General features: G+C 61.0%; 14 protein-coding genes. All 14 read right to left on the bottom strand.

Annotated elements, in window-relative coordinates; all coding sequences use genetic code 11:
* Positions 1-46: 46 nt before the first annotated feature.
* Entirely contained in the window at positions 47-910 is an 864-nt protein-coding gene (locus GOB82_RS02945) for a lipid-binding SYLF domain-containing protein (protein WP_377792116.1), read from the bottom strand.
* A 106-nt stretch (positions 911-1,016) separates the two neighbouring features.
* Positions 1,017-1,814, bottom strand: coding sequence for an inositol monophosphatase family protein (locus GOB82_RS02940; protein ID WP_166119322.1), 798 nt, complete (start codon positions 1,812-1,814; stop codon positions 1,017-1,019).
* Between the two features lie 129 nt (positions 1,815-1,943).
* Positions 1,944-2,855 (bottom strand): lysophospholipid acyltransferase family protein, encoded by a 912-nt coding sequence (locus GOB82_RS02935; protein WP_166119320.1) that lies wholly within the window; start codon positions 2,853-2,855, stop codon positions 1,944-1,946.
* Complete coding sequence (lpxK, locus tag GOB82_RS02930; protein ID WP_166119317.1) at positions 2,852-3,886, bottom strand: tetraacyldisaccharide 4'-kinase; 1,035 nt, start codon at positions 3,884-3,886, stop codon at positions 2,852-2,854. Before lpxK ends, GOB82_RS02935 begins: the two co-directional genes overlap by 4 nt.
* Positions 3,883-5,895: a glycosyltransferase N-terminal domain-containing protein gene (locus GOB82_RS02925; RefSeq protein WP_166119315.1), complete on the bottom strand. Its 2,013-nt coding sequence runs from the start codon at positions 5,893-5,895 to the stop codon at positions 3,883-3,885. The genes lpxK and GOB82_RS02925 overlap by 4 nt, the downstream gene beginning before the upstream one ends.
* An 18-nt stretch (positions 5,896-5,913) precedes the next feature.
* Complete coding sequence (locus GOB82_RS02920; RefSeq protein ID WP_166119312.1) at positions 5,914-6,402, bottom strand: DUF934 domain-containing protein; 489 nt, start codon at positions 6,400-6,402, stop codon at positions 5,914-5,916.
* Positions 6,389-8,083 carry a nitrite/sulfite reductase gene (locus tag GOB82_RS02915; protein WP_166119310.1) on the bottom strand — a complete coding sequence of 565 codons (1,695 nt, stop codon included), beginning with the start codon at positions 8,081-8,083 and terminating at the stop codon, positions 6,389-6,391. Before GOB82_RS02915 ends, GOB82_RS02920 begins: the two co-directional genes overlap by 14 nt.
* A gap of 27 nt (positions 8,084-8,110) precedes the next feature.
* Positions 8,111-8,455, bottom strand: coding sequence for a DUF2849 domain-containing protein (locus GOB82_RS02910; protein ID WP_166119308.1), 345 nt, complete (start codon positions 8,453-8,455; stop codon positions 8,111-8,113).
* A gap of 145 nt (positions 8,456-8,600) precedes the next feature.
* A complete protein-coding gene (locus tag GOB82_RS02905; RefSeq protein WP_166119305.1) occupies positions 8,601-9,665 on the bottom strand; it encodes a sulfate/molybdate ABC transporter ATP-binding protein in 1,065 nt (354 codons plus the stop codon).
* Positions 9,662-10,465 carry a sulfate ABC transporter permease gene (locus tag GOB82_RS02900; protein ID WP_166119302.1) on the bottom strand — a complete coding sequence of 268 codons (804 nt, stop codon included), beginning with the start codon at positions 10,463-10,465 and terminating at the stop codon, positions 9,662-9,664. The genes GOB82_RS02905 and GOB82_RS02900 overlap by 4 nt, the downstream gene beginning before the upstream one ends.
* The gene (gene cysT, locus GOB82_RS02895) at positions 10,462-11,313 is read right to left on the bottom strand and encodes a sulfate ABC transporter permease subunit CysT (RefSeq protein ID WP_166119300.1); all 852 of its coding nucleotides are present in this window, start codon (positions 11,311-11,313) and stop codon (positions 10,462-10,464) included. The genes GOB82_RS02900 and cysT overlap by 4 nt, the downstream gene beginning before the upstream one ends.
* 146 nt (positions 11,314-11,459) lie before the next feature.
* A complete protein-coding gene (cysC, locus tag GOB82_RS02890) occupies positions 11,460-13,352 on the bottom strand; it encodes an adenylyl-sulfate kinase (protein ID WP_166119298.1) in 1,893 nt (630 codons plus the stop codon).
* Between the two features lie 27 nt (positions 13,353-13,379).
* The gene (cysD, locus tag GOB82_RS02885; RefSeq protein ID WP_166119295.1) at positions 13,380-14,174 is read right to left on the bottom strand and encodes a sulfate adenylyltransferase subunit CysD; all 795 of its coding nucleotides are present in this window, start codon (positions 14,172-14,174) and stop codon (positions 13,380-13,382) included.
* Between the two features lie 54 nt (positions 14,175-14,228).
* A complete protein-coding gene (locus GOB82_RS02880) occupies positions 14,229-14,915 on the bottom strand; it encodes a phosphoadenylyl-sulfate reductase (protein ID WP_166119293.1) in 687 nt (228 codons plus the stop codon).
* Between the last annotated feature and the right edge of the window lie 375 nt (positions 14,916-15,290).

Raw genomic sequence — 15,290 nt, 5'->3', positions numbered from 1 at the left:
CGGGCAGGAGGCTGTGAAAAACGGCAGGCGATAACCGCCCTACGCCTTATCTGTGCCGAGGGGCTATCGGTGCCAGATTTTCGTGCTGCACACTCCCCAGACGCCCCGTACTAGGCGTACTGACATTGTCACTGGAAAGCGTATCCGCACTTGCTGCACCACCACTACGCTGGGCCGAGGCCGCTTTAACGCTTGTCGTGGTAGCAGGAGCCATCTTGCCGTAACGCATAAGGACACTCCGTAGAGGGTCCGCCCCGGGGTTATTCACGCGCATGGAAACAACAATGTCTTCCGGGCCAACCGCCTGCTTGTAGTAGGCGCGGTTGGCATCACTGTTGACTGTCAGCTTGGTGCCACCCAGAGCGGCCCCGGCAAACACCCCCTGTGATTTCTGGGCAACAAGAATATCCGTATTGCTGACCCCGGCTGTGCCACGTTCAACATTGCTGCTCATGGTCGCAAAGGAAGCCCCCGCATTGGCACCAAACTGGAACTGACTATCCAGCAGGGCCTGCAGGCCACGATCCGTCATGACAAAAAAGATGGCCTGGGAATTCTGAACGCCGAACTGAATCCCCACCGATGCCGTGCTGAGCGTATAAAATGCAGGGTCGGACCATGAGCCACGCGCATCACGCGCCAGCAGCAGGCAACCACCACCCGCACCACCGAAGGCAATAGACATCTGGAAAATGGACGGGCACACCATAACAGCCCGAGCCTTGCCCAGATTGATGGCCACATTGCTCTGTGGCGTGGCGCCCGCAAAAATATCCTGCACCGTCAGCGCTGCCTTATCGACAAGCGTCTGCTCCGTATCAGCCGCCTGAGCCGTTAGTGGAGCGCAGGTCAGTGCTGCAGCCATCCCCAGAGCGAGAGGAAAGAACGAAAAACGGTAAACTGACCGCATTCTGATGGTCTCCATGATGGCCTGAATCAGATGACCTATAGTACTGGCCAACCGTAAGCATGGTTTGTGGCGGCAGAATGGCCCGAAGGCCATCCTTGGCCCGTTATTAATCGAGCGCAATCCCCACGGCAGAGGAAAGAGCCTGCGCAATATGGGGGTTTGCCGCCAGAATGGTCGCCGGGCCTGTCAGCCCGCCCTCACGCAGGAACGGGGAGACACACGCTCCGGCTTCAGCCAGCAGCGGAAGAGCCGCGGCGACATCCCACAGATTGATAACGATTTCGATATAGCCATCCAGACGCCCGCAGGCCACATCCGCCAGCGCGAGCGCCCCGGAGCCACCAGAACGGGGCATGGCCCCAAGCGCCATGATTGCATCTATCTTTTCTATAAAAACCGGTTTGGGAACGCGGTTGCTCCAGCCCATTTCAATCATGGCGCTGGCCGGGTCCTTCACCGGGGACGCCTGAATCCGCTTCCCGTTGAGGAAGGCCCCATGACCGCGCAGAGCGGTGTAGACCTCTCCCAGCGCCGGAGCCTCAATAACCCCGGCAACAGGTTCATCCCCCTCCAGCAAACCCAGAGAAACACACCAGCGGTTCCGCCCGCGCGCATAGTTGGATGTGCCGTCAATCGGGTCCACAACCCAGCGCAGGCCGCCCTCACGCGCAACGCCGCCTTCTTCCCCCTGAAACCCGTCATCCGGGAAGAGCGCCTGCATGCGAGCGGCAATAAAATTTTCCACCGCGCCATCGGTTTCTGTCAGCCAGTCCTGCGCGGATTTCTGCGTTCCTGCCGGGCGACCCGGGGCAGGGCGCATGGACATGGCCAGACGGGCTGCATCCTGCACCACGGCCCGGGCGGCTTCGAGACGGGAGGCTAAGGCTGGGCTGACTGGCGGCATACGAAATAACTCCGGGTTAACGCATAATCTGGCGCACCATATCCCGAAGCCTGCATGGAAGCGACTGCCTTTCTGCCGCGTCTGGCAGATAACGCTCCGCAGAAGGCAGCCTGCATCCGCCTGCTGTTTTTACTTGTAAAGCGCTTTCGGCCAGCGCCGATGCAGCCAGAGCCAGCTTTCAGGTTTACGCCTGATCCAGCTTTCCAGCCTGTCATTCACGCGCTGCACCATGATATGCAGGTCCTGCTTTTTGTCTCCCGTATCGGGAAGCTCCATGGGCGGCTCTACAACAATTCGGAACCGGGCCGGGCCGAGGCGTTCGACATAGCCGGGAATCACCGGGCAGCGATACCGGAGCGCCATGGCCGCCAGTGCCGGAGCCGTCATGGCGGGGAGACCAAAAAACGTGGCTTCAACACCATCATTCATTTTCTGGTCCACCAACATGCCCAGCCGCCCGCCTTTGGAGACATAGGCCAGCGCCTCTCGCGCGCCGCGTGCGCCCTTGGCAAAAAGCGGCATGGGAGTAGGGGCCATCGCCGTATCCCGCAGGGCGCGGATCATGCCATCAATCAACGGGTTTCCCGCGGCCCGGTAAAAGGATGCAAACGGTGTGCCATGCCGGGCCACGCCGGGAGGCAGCATTTCCCAGTTTCCGATATGACCGGAAACAAACAGGACCGGGCCGCCCCGCCGGGCCTGCTCTTCCAGATACTCCGCGCCCTGAACTTCAAAACCCGGCCCCGTGGGCGTATTTTCCTGCAAGCTGGAAAGATGCGGAAGCTCCCCCACCGTACGGCCCAGATTTTCCCAGACCCCGCGAATAATCCGCGCCCGCTCGGCAGCTTTCAGGTCCGGCATGGCCAGACGCAGGTTTGTGTCCGCTATGCCGGATACAGGCAAAAGAGGGCCGATAAACCGGCAGACCCGCCCGGCGACATTGGACGCCCGCACAGGCCCCATACGCAGAAACACCCGGAGCACAGCCCGGGCAACACAGGCTTCCAGCCGCATCAGGGCAGTAATTTTCACAGCACTCATGCCCGCACCGGATTTAAAAGCCGGTCAAGCAGGGCCTCCGGCGCGGCCTGATCCTGCCAGAACAGGCCAACCCCCACTGTCCGGAGCTGTTTTCTGAACGCTGGGGGAAACCGCACTGTATCCTTGGGGGTGGTGACAAGCTGCGCATCGGCCTCGCGGGCCAGAGAAACAAGGTGGGTCATATCCTGATCTGTATAAAAATAATGATCCGGAAAAGCGAGACACTGAACGGGGCTCACCCCGGCCTCCCTCAACCCTTCAAAAAATTTGGATGGCCGCCCCAACCCTGCGAACGCAATGCAGCGCGTACCCCGCAGGGCCTCCACATCCTGCCCGGTTTGCAGGCGCGCCTGCAGGACGGAAGGCAGAACCGGAGCATAACGCTCCAGAACGCCGGTCTCATCCTCCCCGATGAGCAGAACAGCCGAAGCCCGACGCAGCGCATTCTCGGGCTTTTCCCGCAAGGGTCCGGCCGGGAGTACATGCCCATTGCCAAGCCCTGCCACGCCATCCACCACAAGCAGGGACATATCCTTGTGCAGGCCCGGATTCTGAAATCCATCATCCATGATCAGGCATGCGGCTCCGGCAGCTACCGCCGCCCTGGCGGATGCAGCCCGATCTCCCCCAACCCATGTGGGGCAGCACTGGGCCAGCAGCAGGGCTTCATCCCCCACATCCTGTGCCGTGTGTCGGGCAGCGTCCACCTGCGTCGTGGTTTTAATGCGCCCGCCATAGCCGCGCGTCAGGGCATGAACGGCAACTCCCCGTTTTTGCAGGCGGGCCACAATGTCCAGCACCACCGTCGTCTTGCCCGTGCCGCCTACAGAGATATTGCCACAGCACAGCACCGGCACGGGCGCTTTCCAGCCTGGCTTTTTCTGCCGTGCCGCCGCACAGGCCGCCACAAGGGCAGAAGCTGGCCACAGCAGGCCGGGAAGACATCTGGCCTCGGGATTTGTCCAGAAAAGGGGCGGCCAGAAACGGCGCGGTTGGAAACGAGGGGACCGGGAGATGCGAGGACTGCTCATGATGACAGAAGCCCCAGAACTTTTTCGGCCAGTTCCTCCGGTAAAGCCGTGTTGGCCGTTGCCACGGCCCGCGCTTCTGCCGCCCGTGCTTCACGCTGGTCCGGGTGCTTCAGCAGTGTGGCAACCCAGCCTGCAAGGTCTGAAGCCGTCGAGACAGACGCAACGCTTTTGCCAAGAACAGCAAAGGCTTCATGAAAATTCTGGGTCAGAGGCCCGGTGGCCAGCGCACAGTCCAGCCGCGCCGGTTCAAACGGATTATGCCCGCCGCCGCCGTTCCGGACATCCGGCAGGCTGTTGCCGAGAAACACCACTTCGGCCAGCCGGTAAAACAGCCCCAGTTCTCCCAGCGTGTCACACACCCACACAGCATCCGTCCGGGCCGGGAACTGCCCCAGCGCACGGCGGGGCGCGCCACCACAAATCGCGCTGACCGCCGCCCCCCGTTCAGGATGACGGGGCACAAGAATGGTCAACAGAGAAGGAAAACTGGCACGAAGGCTTTGAGCGGCCTGCCATATCCTCTCTTCCTCTCCTTCGTGCGTAGACGCCGCCAGAAAAACCGGCCGCCCGGCAAGCTGCTGCGTGACAGCCTGCAAGGCCGCCGGATCAACCGGCAAAGCCGGAGCTGCGGTCTTGATATCTCCGGCCGCCAGCAGAGAGCGCGCGCCAAGACGACGGAAGCGCTCGGAATCCTCTTCGGAACGCGGTGCGATCCAGGCAAAGCGTTCCAGCATCCGCCGCGCGACAGGCCGCAGCTTCAGCCACCCCCGGAACGAACGCCCGGACATGCGTCCATTAACCAACGCCACAGGCACAGCCTGCTGGTGGCACAGACCGATCAGGTTCGGCCAGAGTTCACTTTCTGTAAAAACCACCGCCTGTGGTTGCCAGTGCGCCAGAAAACGCCGCCCCCAACGCGGAACATCGAGCGGGACAAACTGATGCACCAGCCGCGGATGCGTAAGACGCTGCTGCAGCAGGCTCGCAGCCGTGACCGTGCCGGTTGTGACCAGCGCGGTAAGTGCGGCATTTTTTGCCAGACAGATTTCCACCAGCGGAAGAATGGAAACCACTTCTCCCACACTGGCGGCATGGAACCACACCAGCGGCCCCGGCGGCCGCTGCCGGGATGCAAACCCCATTTTCTCCCGCACGCGGCCCGGACTCTCCTTGCCGCGTGTCTGCCGCCAGCGCAGCAGAAAGGGCAGGAGCGGGGCCAGAGCAGTCGCCACGGCACTCCACACTCGTGATGGCTGGAGAGACAAGGGGGCAAGCCAGAGTTTTTCCTGCCGCCACCCCGGATGAGCGCCCGAAAACTGCTCGGCCTCCGTCGTGACCCGCGTAATGGCCTCGGCCAGAAGGCGGTCTGCACTATGCTCGGGGTCAGCCTCTTTCTCGCGCGGGAGCAGCAGCGGTGCACCACACACCAGATAACCGCGCCCAAACGGCAACGGCACGATCATTTTATCCCATGATTTCAGGCGAATACTCAGGCAGGTTGCCCCAACCGGAACAATTGGCCTTCTGGCAAGAGCGGCCACAGCCGTCGCCCCCTGCTGGGCCTGCCTGCGTGGCCCCCGGGGGCCATCGGGCGTAATGGCAACAATACCACCGTGTCGTAATCTGGCCCGCATGCGCCGCAAGGCGGCTGCACCACCCTTGTCTTTACCCCGTGTGTCGGATGAACCGGCAATGGACCAGATCCGCCATTTCCCGACAATATCGGCAATCAACCGCCCATCCTGATTGCGGCTGATGAGCACATGCAGGCGCATGGCCGGATTTTGTGGTTCCGCCCACCACCACAAGGCGGGGGTAAGGGGCAGAACTTCGTGCCAGAAGGCAACCACGCCCGTCCGGCCATCCTCGCATGTCAGAACCCGGCGGGCCTCCGGCTCAACACTGATTGTCCAGCGCGTTGTGCGCAGGGCAAAACCAAGATACCCCCGGATTGTACCGACAAGAATTTTGCGAACAAAAGACCCCGGAGAAAGCAGACGGCGTGCCACGACGTCAGCCCCTCCGCGCTAGAGCAGCCTCCGCCTGAAGGCAAATCCTTCCGCCGGTTCAGCCAGTATGGAGGGCTGATACGCCACCGTGAAGGCCTCATGCGCTTTCTGCCAGACAGCCGGATCGGCCCCCTCAGGCAGAACCACCGCCGTCACGCCGCAGCGGAGCAGAAATTCATACTGGTCCGGCAGGATATGGCCCCCCGCACGGATAGCCCCCTTGAACTGCAGATGCTCGCGCAGGGTCCGGGCCTGCGTAAAAGGCCGGCCATCCCGAAACACCGGGAATGTCAGCAGCACAACATCCAGCCGGGGCAGGACATCACGCAGATCCTCAACCTCATCAGAGGATGTCAGCACAACACCCAGCCGTCCCTCACTGTTCCGGCCCAGCCCTTCAGAAAGCCGCGCCAGCGGTACCAGAACATCCCCCGCCGGGAGAGGTTCACCTTCAGCAGCCACCTGCCATGTGTCCGGGAGTATCTGGCCGTTCTCAAGCAGGGGCATATGCGGCGTCCTTGAATGGTGCTGTGCCTAAACGGCGGCACGTTTCAATAAACTGCTCACCCGCCGTCCTTCTGGCAAGATACGTATCAATGATCCGGGCGATTGCATCAACCGTTTCCTCTTCCGACATGGCTGACCCCAGAATTTGCCCAATAGAGGCGCCTTTGTCTCCGGAACTGCCGCCCAGAGTGATCTGGAAGGCTTCCTCACCCCGTTTATCAACCCCCAGAATGCCGATATGCCCGGCATGGTGATGGCCGCAAGCATTGATACAGCCGGAAATATTCAGCCGCAGCGGCCCGATTTCCCGTTGCAGATCGGGGTTTGCAAAACGCGCACTCAGCTTCTGGGCAATAGGGATGGCGCGTGCATTCGCCAGCGAGCAATAATCAAGCCCCGGGCAGGCCACGATATCGGTCACGAAGCCGATATTCGCAGTCCCCAGACCGTTTTTCTCCAGCGCCTGCCAGACTTCATACAGCGCATCCTGCCGGACATGCCCCAGAACCACATTCTGCAGGTGCGTGATACGCAGTTCGCCAAAGCTGTACTGCTCCGCCAGATCAGCCAGCAGGTCCATCTGGGCGGATGTCACATCCCCCGGAATTCCACCCGCAGGCTTGCAGGAGACAGTAACGGACGCATAGCCGGGCTGTTTGTGAGGGTGGCTATTCGTGCTGACCCATGCATCAAACGCCCGGTCCGCCTTCCGCTGGGCCGCCAGTTTTGCTTCAGCATCTCCCGCAGGGGCAAAAACCGGCGCGCCAAAACGTGCACGGATGGCCTCAACCACCGCTTCGGGCAGGCGGTAGCGCGCACGATCCATTGCCGCGAATTCCGCATTCACCTGAGAGAGGAATTCTTCCGCGCCAAGGGCCTGCACCAGAATTTTGATCCGGGCCTTGTAGATATTATCCCGCCGCCCATGCGCGTTATACACACGCAGAATGGCTTCGAGATACGCAATCAGATCCTCTTCCGGCAGATCATCCCGCAGCCTTACGCCAACAGCAGGCGTGCGCCCCAGCCCGCCCCCTACAAGGACTTCAAACACAGGGCGACCGTTCTCACCTGCATGCGCGATCAGCCCGATATCATGGAAGCGCGCCGCCACGCGGTCCTGCCTGCTGCCGGAGACGGCAATCTTGAACTTGCGGGGGAGGAAGGTGAACTCCGGATGCAGGGTGGACCACTGCCGCAGGATTTCCGCATACACACGCGGGTCCAGCACTTCATCCACCGCAGCGCCTGCAAACTGATCGGCCGTCACGTTCCGGATGCAGTTCCCGCTTGTCTGTATGGCGTGCATGTCCGCATCCGCCAGAACATTCAGGATTTCGGGGGCCTGTTCCAGCTTGATCCAGTTGAACTGGATATTCTGGCGCGTTGTGAAATGCCCGTAATCCCTGTCATACGTGCGGGCAATATGCGCCAATGTGCGCATCTGCCGCGCACTGATCACCCCATAGGGGATGGCAATCCGCAGCATGTAGGCATGGAGCTGAAGATAGAGGCCGTTCATGAGCCGGAGCGGCTTGAACTCTTCCTCTGTCAACGCACCGGAAAGGCGGCGTTCAACCTGATCACGGAACTGGGCAACGCGCTGCTTCAGAAACGTACGGTCAACATCATCATAAGCATAATGCCCGACGGGCAGGGGAGAAGATGGCGAGTGAGACATGGAAAAAGCCAATTCTGATCGTTCTGTTCAGGCATGTACCGCGGACTGGGCCATCTGCCAGTCCGGGCTGAATTCCGGATGGACGCTGGGGCCAGCCGCACGAATACGCTCCCGGCTGGTTACAGGCTGAAGGCCAGAGGCCGTGCGGACCACCTGAACGCCATAAATCCCGACCAGAGCATCATCCTGCGCACGGGCGTTACAGGCCTTCAGAACGTCCTCAACCGCGCTGTTGGGAAAGAGTCTGGCCTCTTCAATCAGGATCCGCCACTGGCCATCCTCACCCAGCCAGACAATGCGGCCATCAAGAAGACGATTGGCGGTAATGACGCTGGAGCCTTCGGCATCCCGGCGACTGTTTCTACGGTCCACGGTATATCCCTTTCCGGAATGACCCCTGAGAAGAAATCTACATGACCCGAGGCAAGGCATCAATATACCACGGATCAAAACGAGTGATTGTAAAATAAATACTACGCGGCGCGGCGCAATACTCTCTCCTGCTATGCCAGTACGGTCACCCGCACCGCTGGCCCTCCCGGAACAGTCTTGCCCGGCTGATATCCAGCAGGCCGGATGCCTGCCCCTCTACAGGGTTTCCCGCATAATCCGGCACCCAGAAGGGAATAAGGCGGTCCGCCAGATGGGCCTTGTAGTGCCGGTATCCGTTCCGTGCGCCGTCCGCGGAAAACACAACAGCCGGGCCTCCTTCCACACCCGGACGCACCTGAATTTCATAGGGGCGCAGCATAGCTGTCACAGGGCCGGGGGAAACGCTCGCGGCAACAGGGAAAGGCAGCACGCCAGCTTCATCCGGCACCATCAGGCCATCCCGCACCGTCCCGGAAAAAGACGATGCCTCGCCAAGAAATTCCATGACAAAGGCTGTCTGCGGGTTCTGGTTCAGGACTTCCGGCGTGGCGTCCTGCACAATCCGGCCGCCCTGCATCACCACAATGCGGTCTGCTATTTCCACGGCCTCATCCTGATCATGCGTGACCAGAATGGTTGTCAGCCCAAGCCGCTCATGCAGGGCCTTCAGCCATGTACGAATAGAGCGCCGCACAATGGGGTCCAGCGCGCCAAACGGTTCATCCAGCAGCAGCAATTTCGGGCCTGTTGCCAGTGCACGGGCCAGAGCCACTCGCTGCCTCTGCCCGCCAGAAAGCCGGGCAGGGTAAGACGGCCCGGCATCGGGAATCTGCATCAGCTCCAGCAGATCCTGCACGCGGGCTGCACTTGCGGAGCGGGTCGGGCGCTCTGAACGCGGCAGCACATCCAACCCGAAGGCAATGTTCCGTGCCACCGTCATATGCGGAAAAAGCGCGTAATTCTGGAAGACAAAGCCAATTTTACGGGCACGGTCACGCATGGACCCCATGCCTTGGCCGTCCAGCAGAAGTGTTCCGTGCTCAAACGTATCCAGCCCGGCAATCGCGCGAAGCAGGGTGGTTTTCCCCGCGCCAGAGGGGCCGACCAGCGCCACAAACGCGCCGGTGGGCACAGTCAGGGAAACATCATCCAGCAGGCGCCGCGTGCTGCCCGGCGCATGGCGCACCAGATTTTCAACCTGCACACTCATGCCTGCTTCTCCTTCCAGCGGGCCAGATACTCCGGCGCGGAGCGGAGCAGCACGGCCATCATCGCCATTCCGGCGAGCAAGGCCGCCATCGTGAAGGCCGCAACGGTCTGATACCCATTATAAAGACTTTCAATATGCAGCGGCATGGTTTCAGTCAGGCCGGGAATGTGGCCCGACACAACAGAAACCGCGCCAAACTCACCCATGGCCCGCGCCGTTGTGAGCAGAATGCCCGAGAACAGGGCCACCCGCGCACCGGGGAGCGTAACCCGCCACAAAATGTTCCAGAACCCGGCTCCCGCCAGCATGGCGGCCTCTTCCGCATCACGCCCCTGCTGCTCCATCAGGGGCACAAGGGTACGAACCACGTAGGGAAGAGTGACAAACACGGTAGCCAGCATGATACCCGGCACGGCAAAGGCAATATGCACACCCGCCCGCTCCAGCGCGGGGCCCCACCAGCCCTGCGCGCCAAACAGCAGGAGCCAGACAAGGCCCGACACCACCGGGGAGATACTCAGCGGCAGCTCAACCAGCACCAGCAGGGCAGAGCGACCGGAAAAACGGTATTTTGTCAGCACCCACGCCGCCAGAACACCAAAGACGGTATTGAGCAGCACGGAGACAACCGTGACCTCCAGCGTGAGCCAGATTGCCGCCTGTCCATCCGGATCGGAAAAGGACGCAAGAGCAGGGGCCAGACCATTTTTCAGGGCCTCGGCCACCACCACGGCGGGGGGCATGAGCAGCACCAGGGCAATCAGCCCCCATGTTGCAGCCCAGAGAGCATAACGCCTCATCCGGCGTCCCCCCACACGGACAGCCGCCTGCGCACCGCGCTGACCAGCACCAGAGCGAGCAGGGACGTGAGCAGCAGGATCAGCGCAATGGCCGTAGCGCCCGCATAATCGAATTCCTGCAACCGGACAACAATCAGCAGCGGAGCAATTTCACTTTTGAAAGGCTGATTGCCCGCAATGAAGATAACCGAGCCATATTCCCCCACGCCCCGCGCAAAAGCCAGACCGAACCCGGTTACCAGCGCAGGCAGCAGCGGGGCGATAATCACACGCGTGACTACCTGCCAAGGTCTGGCCCCAAGAAGCAGTGCTGCTTCTTCCAGATCACGCGGCAGGTTTTTCAGCACAGGTTCAACCGTGCGCACCACAAAAGGCAGACCAACGAACATCAGCGCCAGCACAATGCCGGTGCGGCTGTAGGCCACAACCAGCCCGAGGCGGGCCAGCGGCGCACCAATCCAGCCTTGCGGGCCATACAATGTTGCCAGCGTAATGCCGGAAACTGCGGTGGGCAGAGCAAGAGGCAGATCAATCAGGGCATCCGCCACCCTGCGCCCCGGCAAATCGCCCCGCACCAGAGCCCATGCCAGCAGCAGCCCAAGCGGCAGGTTAAACAGCGCAGCCAGAAAGGCGCTGGAAAAGCTGGTCCAGAGAGCCGCAAACATCCGCGTGTCGCGCGTCGCGGCCAGCATGGCACCCACGCCATCCTGCCACGGGCGGATGACCAGCGCGCAAAGCGGCAGGACAATGAAAAAACCTGTCCAGAGAAGCGTTGCCGCCAGCGCCAGCCGATAGCCCGGCAGGGCGGAACCGCCACCTCGAAAAAAAGATAAGACCGCCTGCTTCATGCCACCCAAAAAGCCTGACCAAAAATACGGCTGCCAGCCCGAACCCCAGTGAGTCGGGCTTCAACACCATCCGCCCGCCTGCAAGGCAGGGCAAGAGGATGCGCCATAGCGGCGCGCCTCTTGCCCTGTGCCTCTGCCGGACCGCCTCAGGAGCGGGCCTTAAATGCTCCGGAGAGTGTGACGGACTTCGTGATGAAGGATGCCAGTGTTTTTGTTTCGGATTCAACACTTCCAGCACTGGTCTTCAGGTGCAGGGCAGGGTTGAGCGGTGGTTCATACGGCGCATCAATGCCCGTAAAACCACTGATCTTGCCCGATCTGGCGGCTGCATACAGCCCTTTGGGGTCCCGCTGCTCGCATGTTGCGAGATCGGCATCCACAAAAATTTCCGCAAAATCCTCACCCAGAATCTGGCGGGCAAGAGCCCGATCAGAAAGCAGGGGAGAAATCAGCGCCACCAGCACAACCTGACCGGAGTCCCGCAGAATACGGGCCACTTCCGCAGCGCGGCGCACATTCTCGGTGCGGTCGGCTTCAGAAAAGCCCAGATCCTTGCACAGGCCCGCCCGCAGGGTGTCTCCATCCAGTACGGTCACATCAACGCCCTCGGCAAAGAGAGCGACTTCCGTTGCGCGGGCAAGCGTGCTCTTGCCGGAGCCTGAAAGGCCGGTCAGCCAGAATACACCGCCCCGATGCCCCTTGGCGCGTGCGCGGTCCTGCTGTGTGACCTCACTCCCGGTGGGGTGAATCACTTTCTCACCCGCGGCAATGCTCGCCGGGCCAAGAAGGGGCGCGCCCCCCACAATCCGCTGCTGCCGGTCCACCAGCACCCCGCGGCCATCTGCCGTGCCGGGCACGAACGGGTCAAACAGGATGGTTTCCGCGGCGGAAAGCGTAATTTCCGCAAAGCCTTCGGCGGGGACTTCCTCGCCTGCATATTCGGTCAGATCATCCAGATTCACCACGGATTCAATGGATGTCACCGTAACGGCGTGCTCCGCCGTGGCCAGCCGCAGATGGAAGCTTTCCCCCACACGCAGGGGCTCCTGCCGCAGCCAGAACAGGCGGGCGCGGATACGGGAGGCCGCCATTGGCGCGGTTTCAGCCTTGTGCAGCAAGTCCCCACGGTCCGGGATTACATCCGGCTCCAGTGTTACCGCCACGGACTGGCCCGCCGCAGCGGAAATCTGCGGGGCCGCGTGCCAGCTTGCAATGGAGGCAATTTTCGCAGGCGTTTTCTGGGTGCCGATAATCACAGTATCACCCACGCGCACCCGGCCACGCTCAATCCGCCCGGCCACATAGCGCTTGTCATCAAAGCGATACACATCCTGCACCGGCAGGCGCAGCGGGAGCTCCGCGCGGGAGGCCGGGGAGGGAACCTGAGCCAGCGCCTCTGTCAGCGTCGGGCCGGTATACCAGGGCATGCGCTCGGAGCGGCTGGCAATATTATCGCCATCGCGCGCGGAAGCCGGGATAAAGAGTGCGGCCTCAAGGTCCAGCTTCTTCAGCAGATCCGCAACGGACTGTTCAACCGCTGCAACTTTTGCCTGATCAAAGTCCAGAAGATCCACCTTGTTAAGCAGAACAAGCACATGCCTGATGCCAATAAGGTGCAGCAGCATGGCGTGGCGGCGGGTCTGCTCACGCGCGCCCTCGGCAGCATCCACCACCAGCACGGCGGCTTCCGCATCAGCCGCGCCGGTAATCATGTTACGCAGGAACTGCCGGTGGCCCGGGGCATCTACAATCACATATTCCCGCGAGCCCAGCAGGAACGGGATTCGGGTGGAATCAACCGTCACACCCTGATCACGCTCGATCTGAAGAGAGTCGAGCAGGAAGCTCCATTCAATTTTCAGACCGCGCTTCTTGGACGATTCAATAATCTGGGCAACCTTGCCATCCTGCAGATTATCCGTGTCATGCAGCAGGCGGCCGATCAGCGTTGACTTGCCGTGGTCCACATGCCCGACAATCACGATGGGCGTTGCAGGGTCCTGAGACTGCGTCAGGGAAGGGGGGAGAGTATCGCTCATAAAATCTGTTCCAGTCCGTGCTGAGGCTCAGAGATAACCGGCGACACGCAGCCGCTCGAACGCATCTTCGGATTCATGATCCATGGCCCGGCCAGCGCGTTCAGACGTGCGGGTGGTTTCCAGCTCGGCAATAACCTCTGCAACGGTGGATGCGTTGCTTTCAACCGGGTTGGTAATGTCCTGATCACCCAGCGAGCGGTAACGCTTGCCATTTTTGGCAAAATACAGATCAACCAGCGGAATGCCTTCACGCTCGATGTAGCGCCAGATATCAATCTCCCGCCAGGAGAGCAGCGGATGCACACGGATATGCATCCCTTCTTCATGCGGGGTTGCATACTGGTCCCAGAATTCGGGAGGCTGGTTGCGGATATCCCACTTGTGGCTGGCGCCGCGCGGGCTGAAAACACGCTCCTTGGCGCGTGTTCCCTGTTCGTCACGCCGGATGCCGGCAATCACGCCCTGAAGCTTGTGCTGCTCAATCATCGCGGCAAGACCTGCCGTTTTACGGGCAGCCGAGCGCGCAGCCGGAGGCAGGGAAGGGTCCATATCCTCCACTGGCGGGCAGGTGCCCAGCAGCAGGTCCAGATCCCACTTCTTCACATATTCATCCCGAAACGCATACATTTCAGGGAATTTCTTGCCTGTATCCACGTGCATGACGGGAAAGGGCACGCGGCCAAGAAAGGCCTTCTTGGCCAGCCACACCATGACGTTGGAATCTTTCCCCAAAGACCACAACATGGCGAGTGGCCGAAGCTTGCGATAGGCTTCCCGAAGGATGAAGACACTCTGTGCTTCGAGCTGATCAAGATGGTCCATTTATCTGGTCAAACCTGTTTGAAGAAAGAAAAGGGAAGGAATTCCGGCTGTTCGTCAGGACGCCGTGTGGATGCCGCATTCGGTCTTGGCCAGCCCGGCCCAGCGGCCCGCACGCGGGTCCTCCGTCTGCCCGACAGGCTGTGTGCAGGGCGCGCAGCCAATGGAAGGATAGCCTTGAGCCACCAGAGGATGCGGGGGCAGGCCACGGCGCTTCATTTCCCGCGTAATCTCTTCGGCCTGCCAGTGCGCCAGCGGGTTCAGCCGAAGCTGGCCTCCGGCTTTTTCCTCCACCACCGGCAGCAGGGCGCGTGTTGCGGCCTGCGCCTGTTTCCGGCCTGTCACCAGTGCCGCGTATGGCAGAGAGGCCAGATCCATCGGCTCTACCTTGCGCAGGCGGCAGCACGCATCCGGGTCAAACGCCCAGAGTTCACCCGTTGGGTCGCGTGCGTCCAGCTCGGCCTGTGTCGGGCGAATATCCTGCACATTCGTCAGCCCCAGAGCCTCTGCCAGCTCAGCCCGATAAGCCAGCGTTTCGGGAAAATGCCGCCCGGTTTCTAAAAAGAGCACCGGCATGTGCGGATCAGCCTCCGCCACAAAGGCCAGCAGAAGCGCAGATTCCGCCCCGAAGGAGGACAGCACACCCACCGCGCTGCCAAGCTGGGCCGAAGCAGCCCTCAGAAGCCCGACAGGATCCTGAGCCTGGGAACGCAAGACAGTCAGAACTGATGGAGCAACGGCCATTCGGGAATTCCAGCATCAACGACACGAAATAGTATTTAAAGCTTATTGATCGAAATTTTAAGAAAACTCAAGCGCATTCTCCACGAAAGAAATACGTATTTTGCAGGGAAGGCATTCCACACCAGAACGCGTCTAATTTTAGCATGGCCCCACGCGGGATATCGTCCGCCAAGGTGTCGTTTTTTATTTTTGTCACATTCTGGCAGTGAAACCCCTGCGAGAGTATGGCACGAAGCCCGCAAGAAAAGAGGGGCACAGATGGGCGCACAGAGGCCTTATGCACCGCCGAGACTATGCATCGTACGATGCATTTCACACCACTCACCGCCACTCTGACGCGCTCACAGACTCATGTTACGCCCGAACCACATAGAA

The sequence above is a fragment of the Acetobacter farinalis genome (assembly GCF_011516935.1).
Lineage (GTDB): Bacteria > Pseudomonadota > Alphaproteobacteria > Acetobacterales > Acetobacteraceae > Acetobacter > Acetobacter farinalis.
Note: the sequence above shows the minus strand (reverse complement) of the source record. Positions and strands in the feature narration are given on the sequence as shown.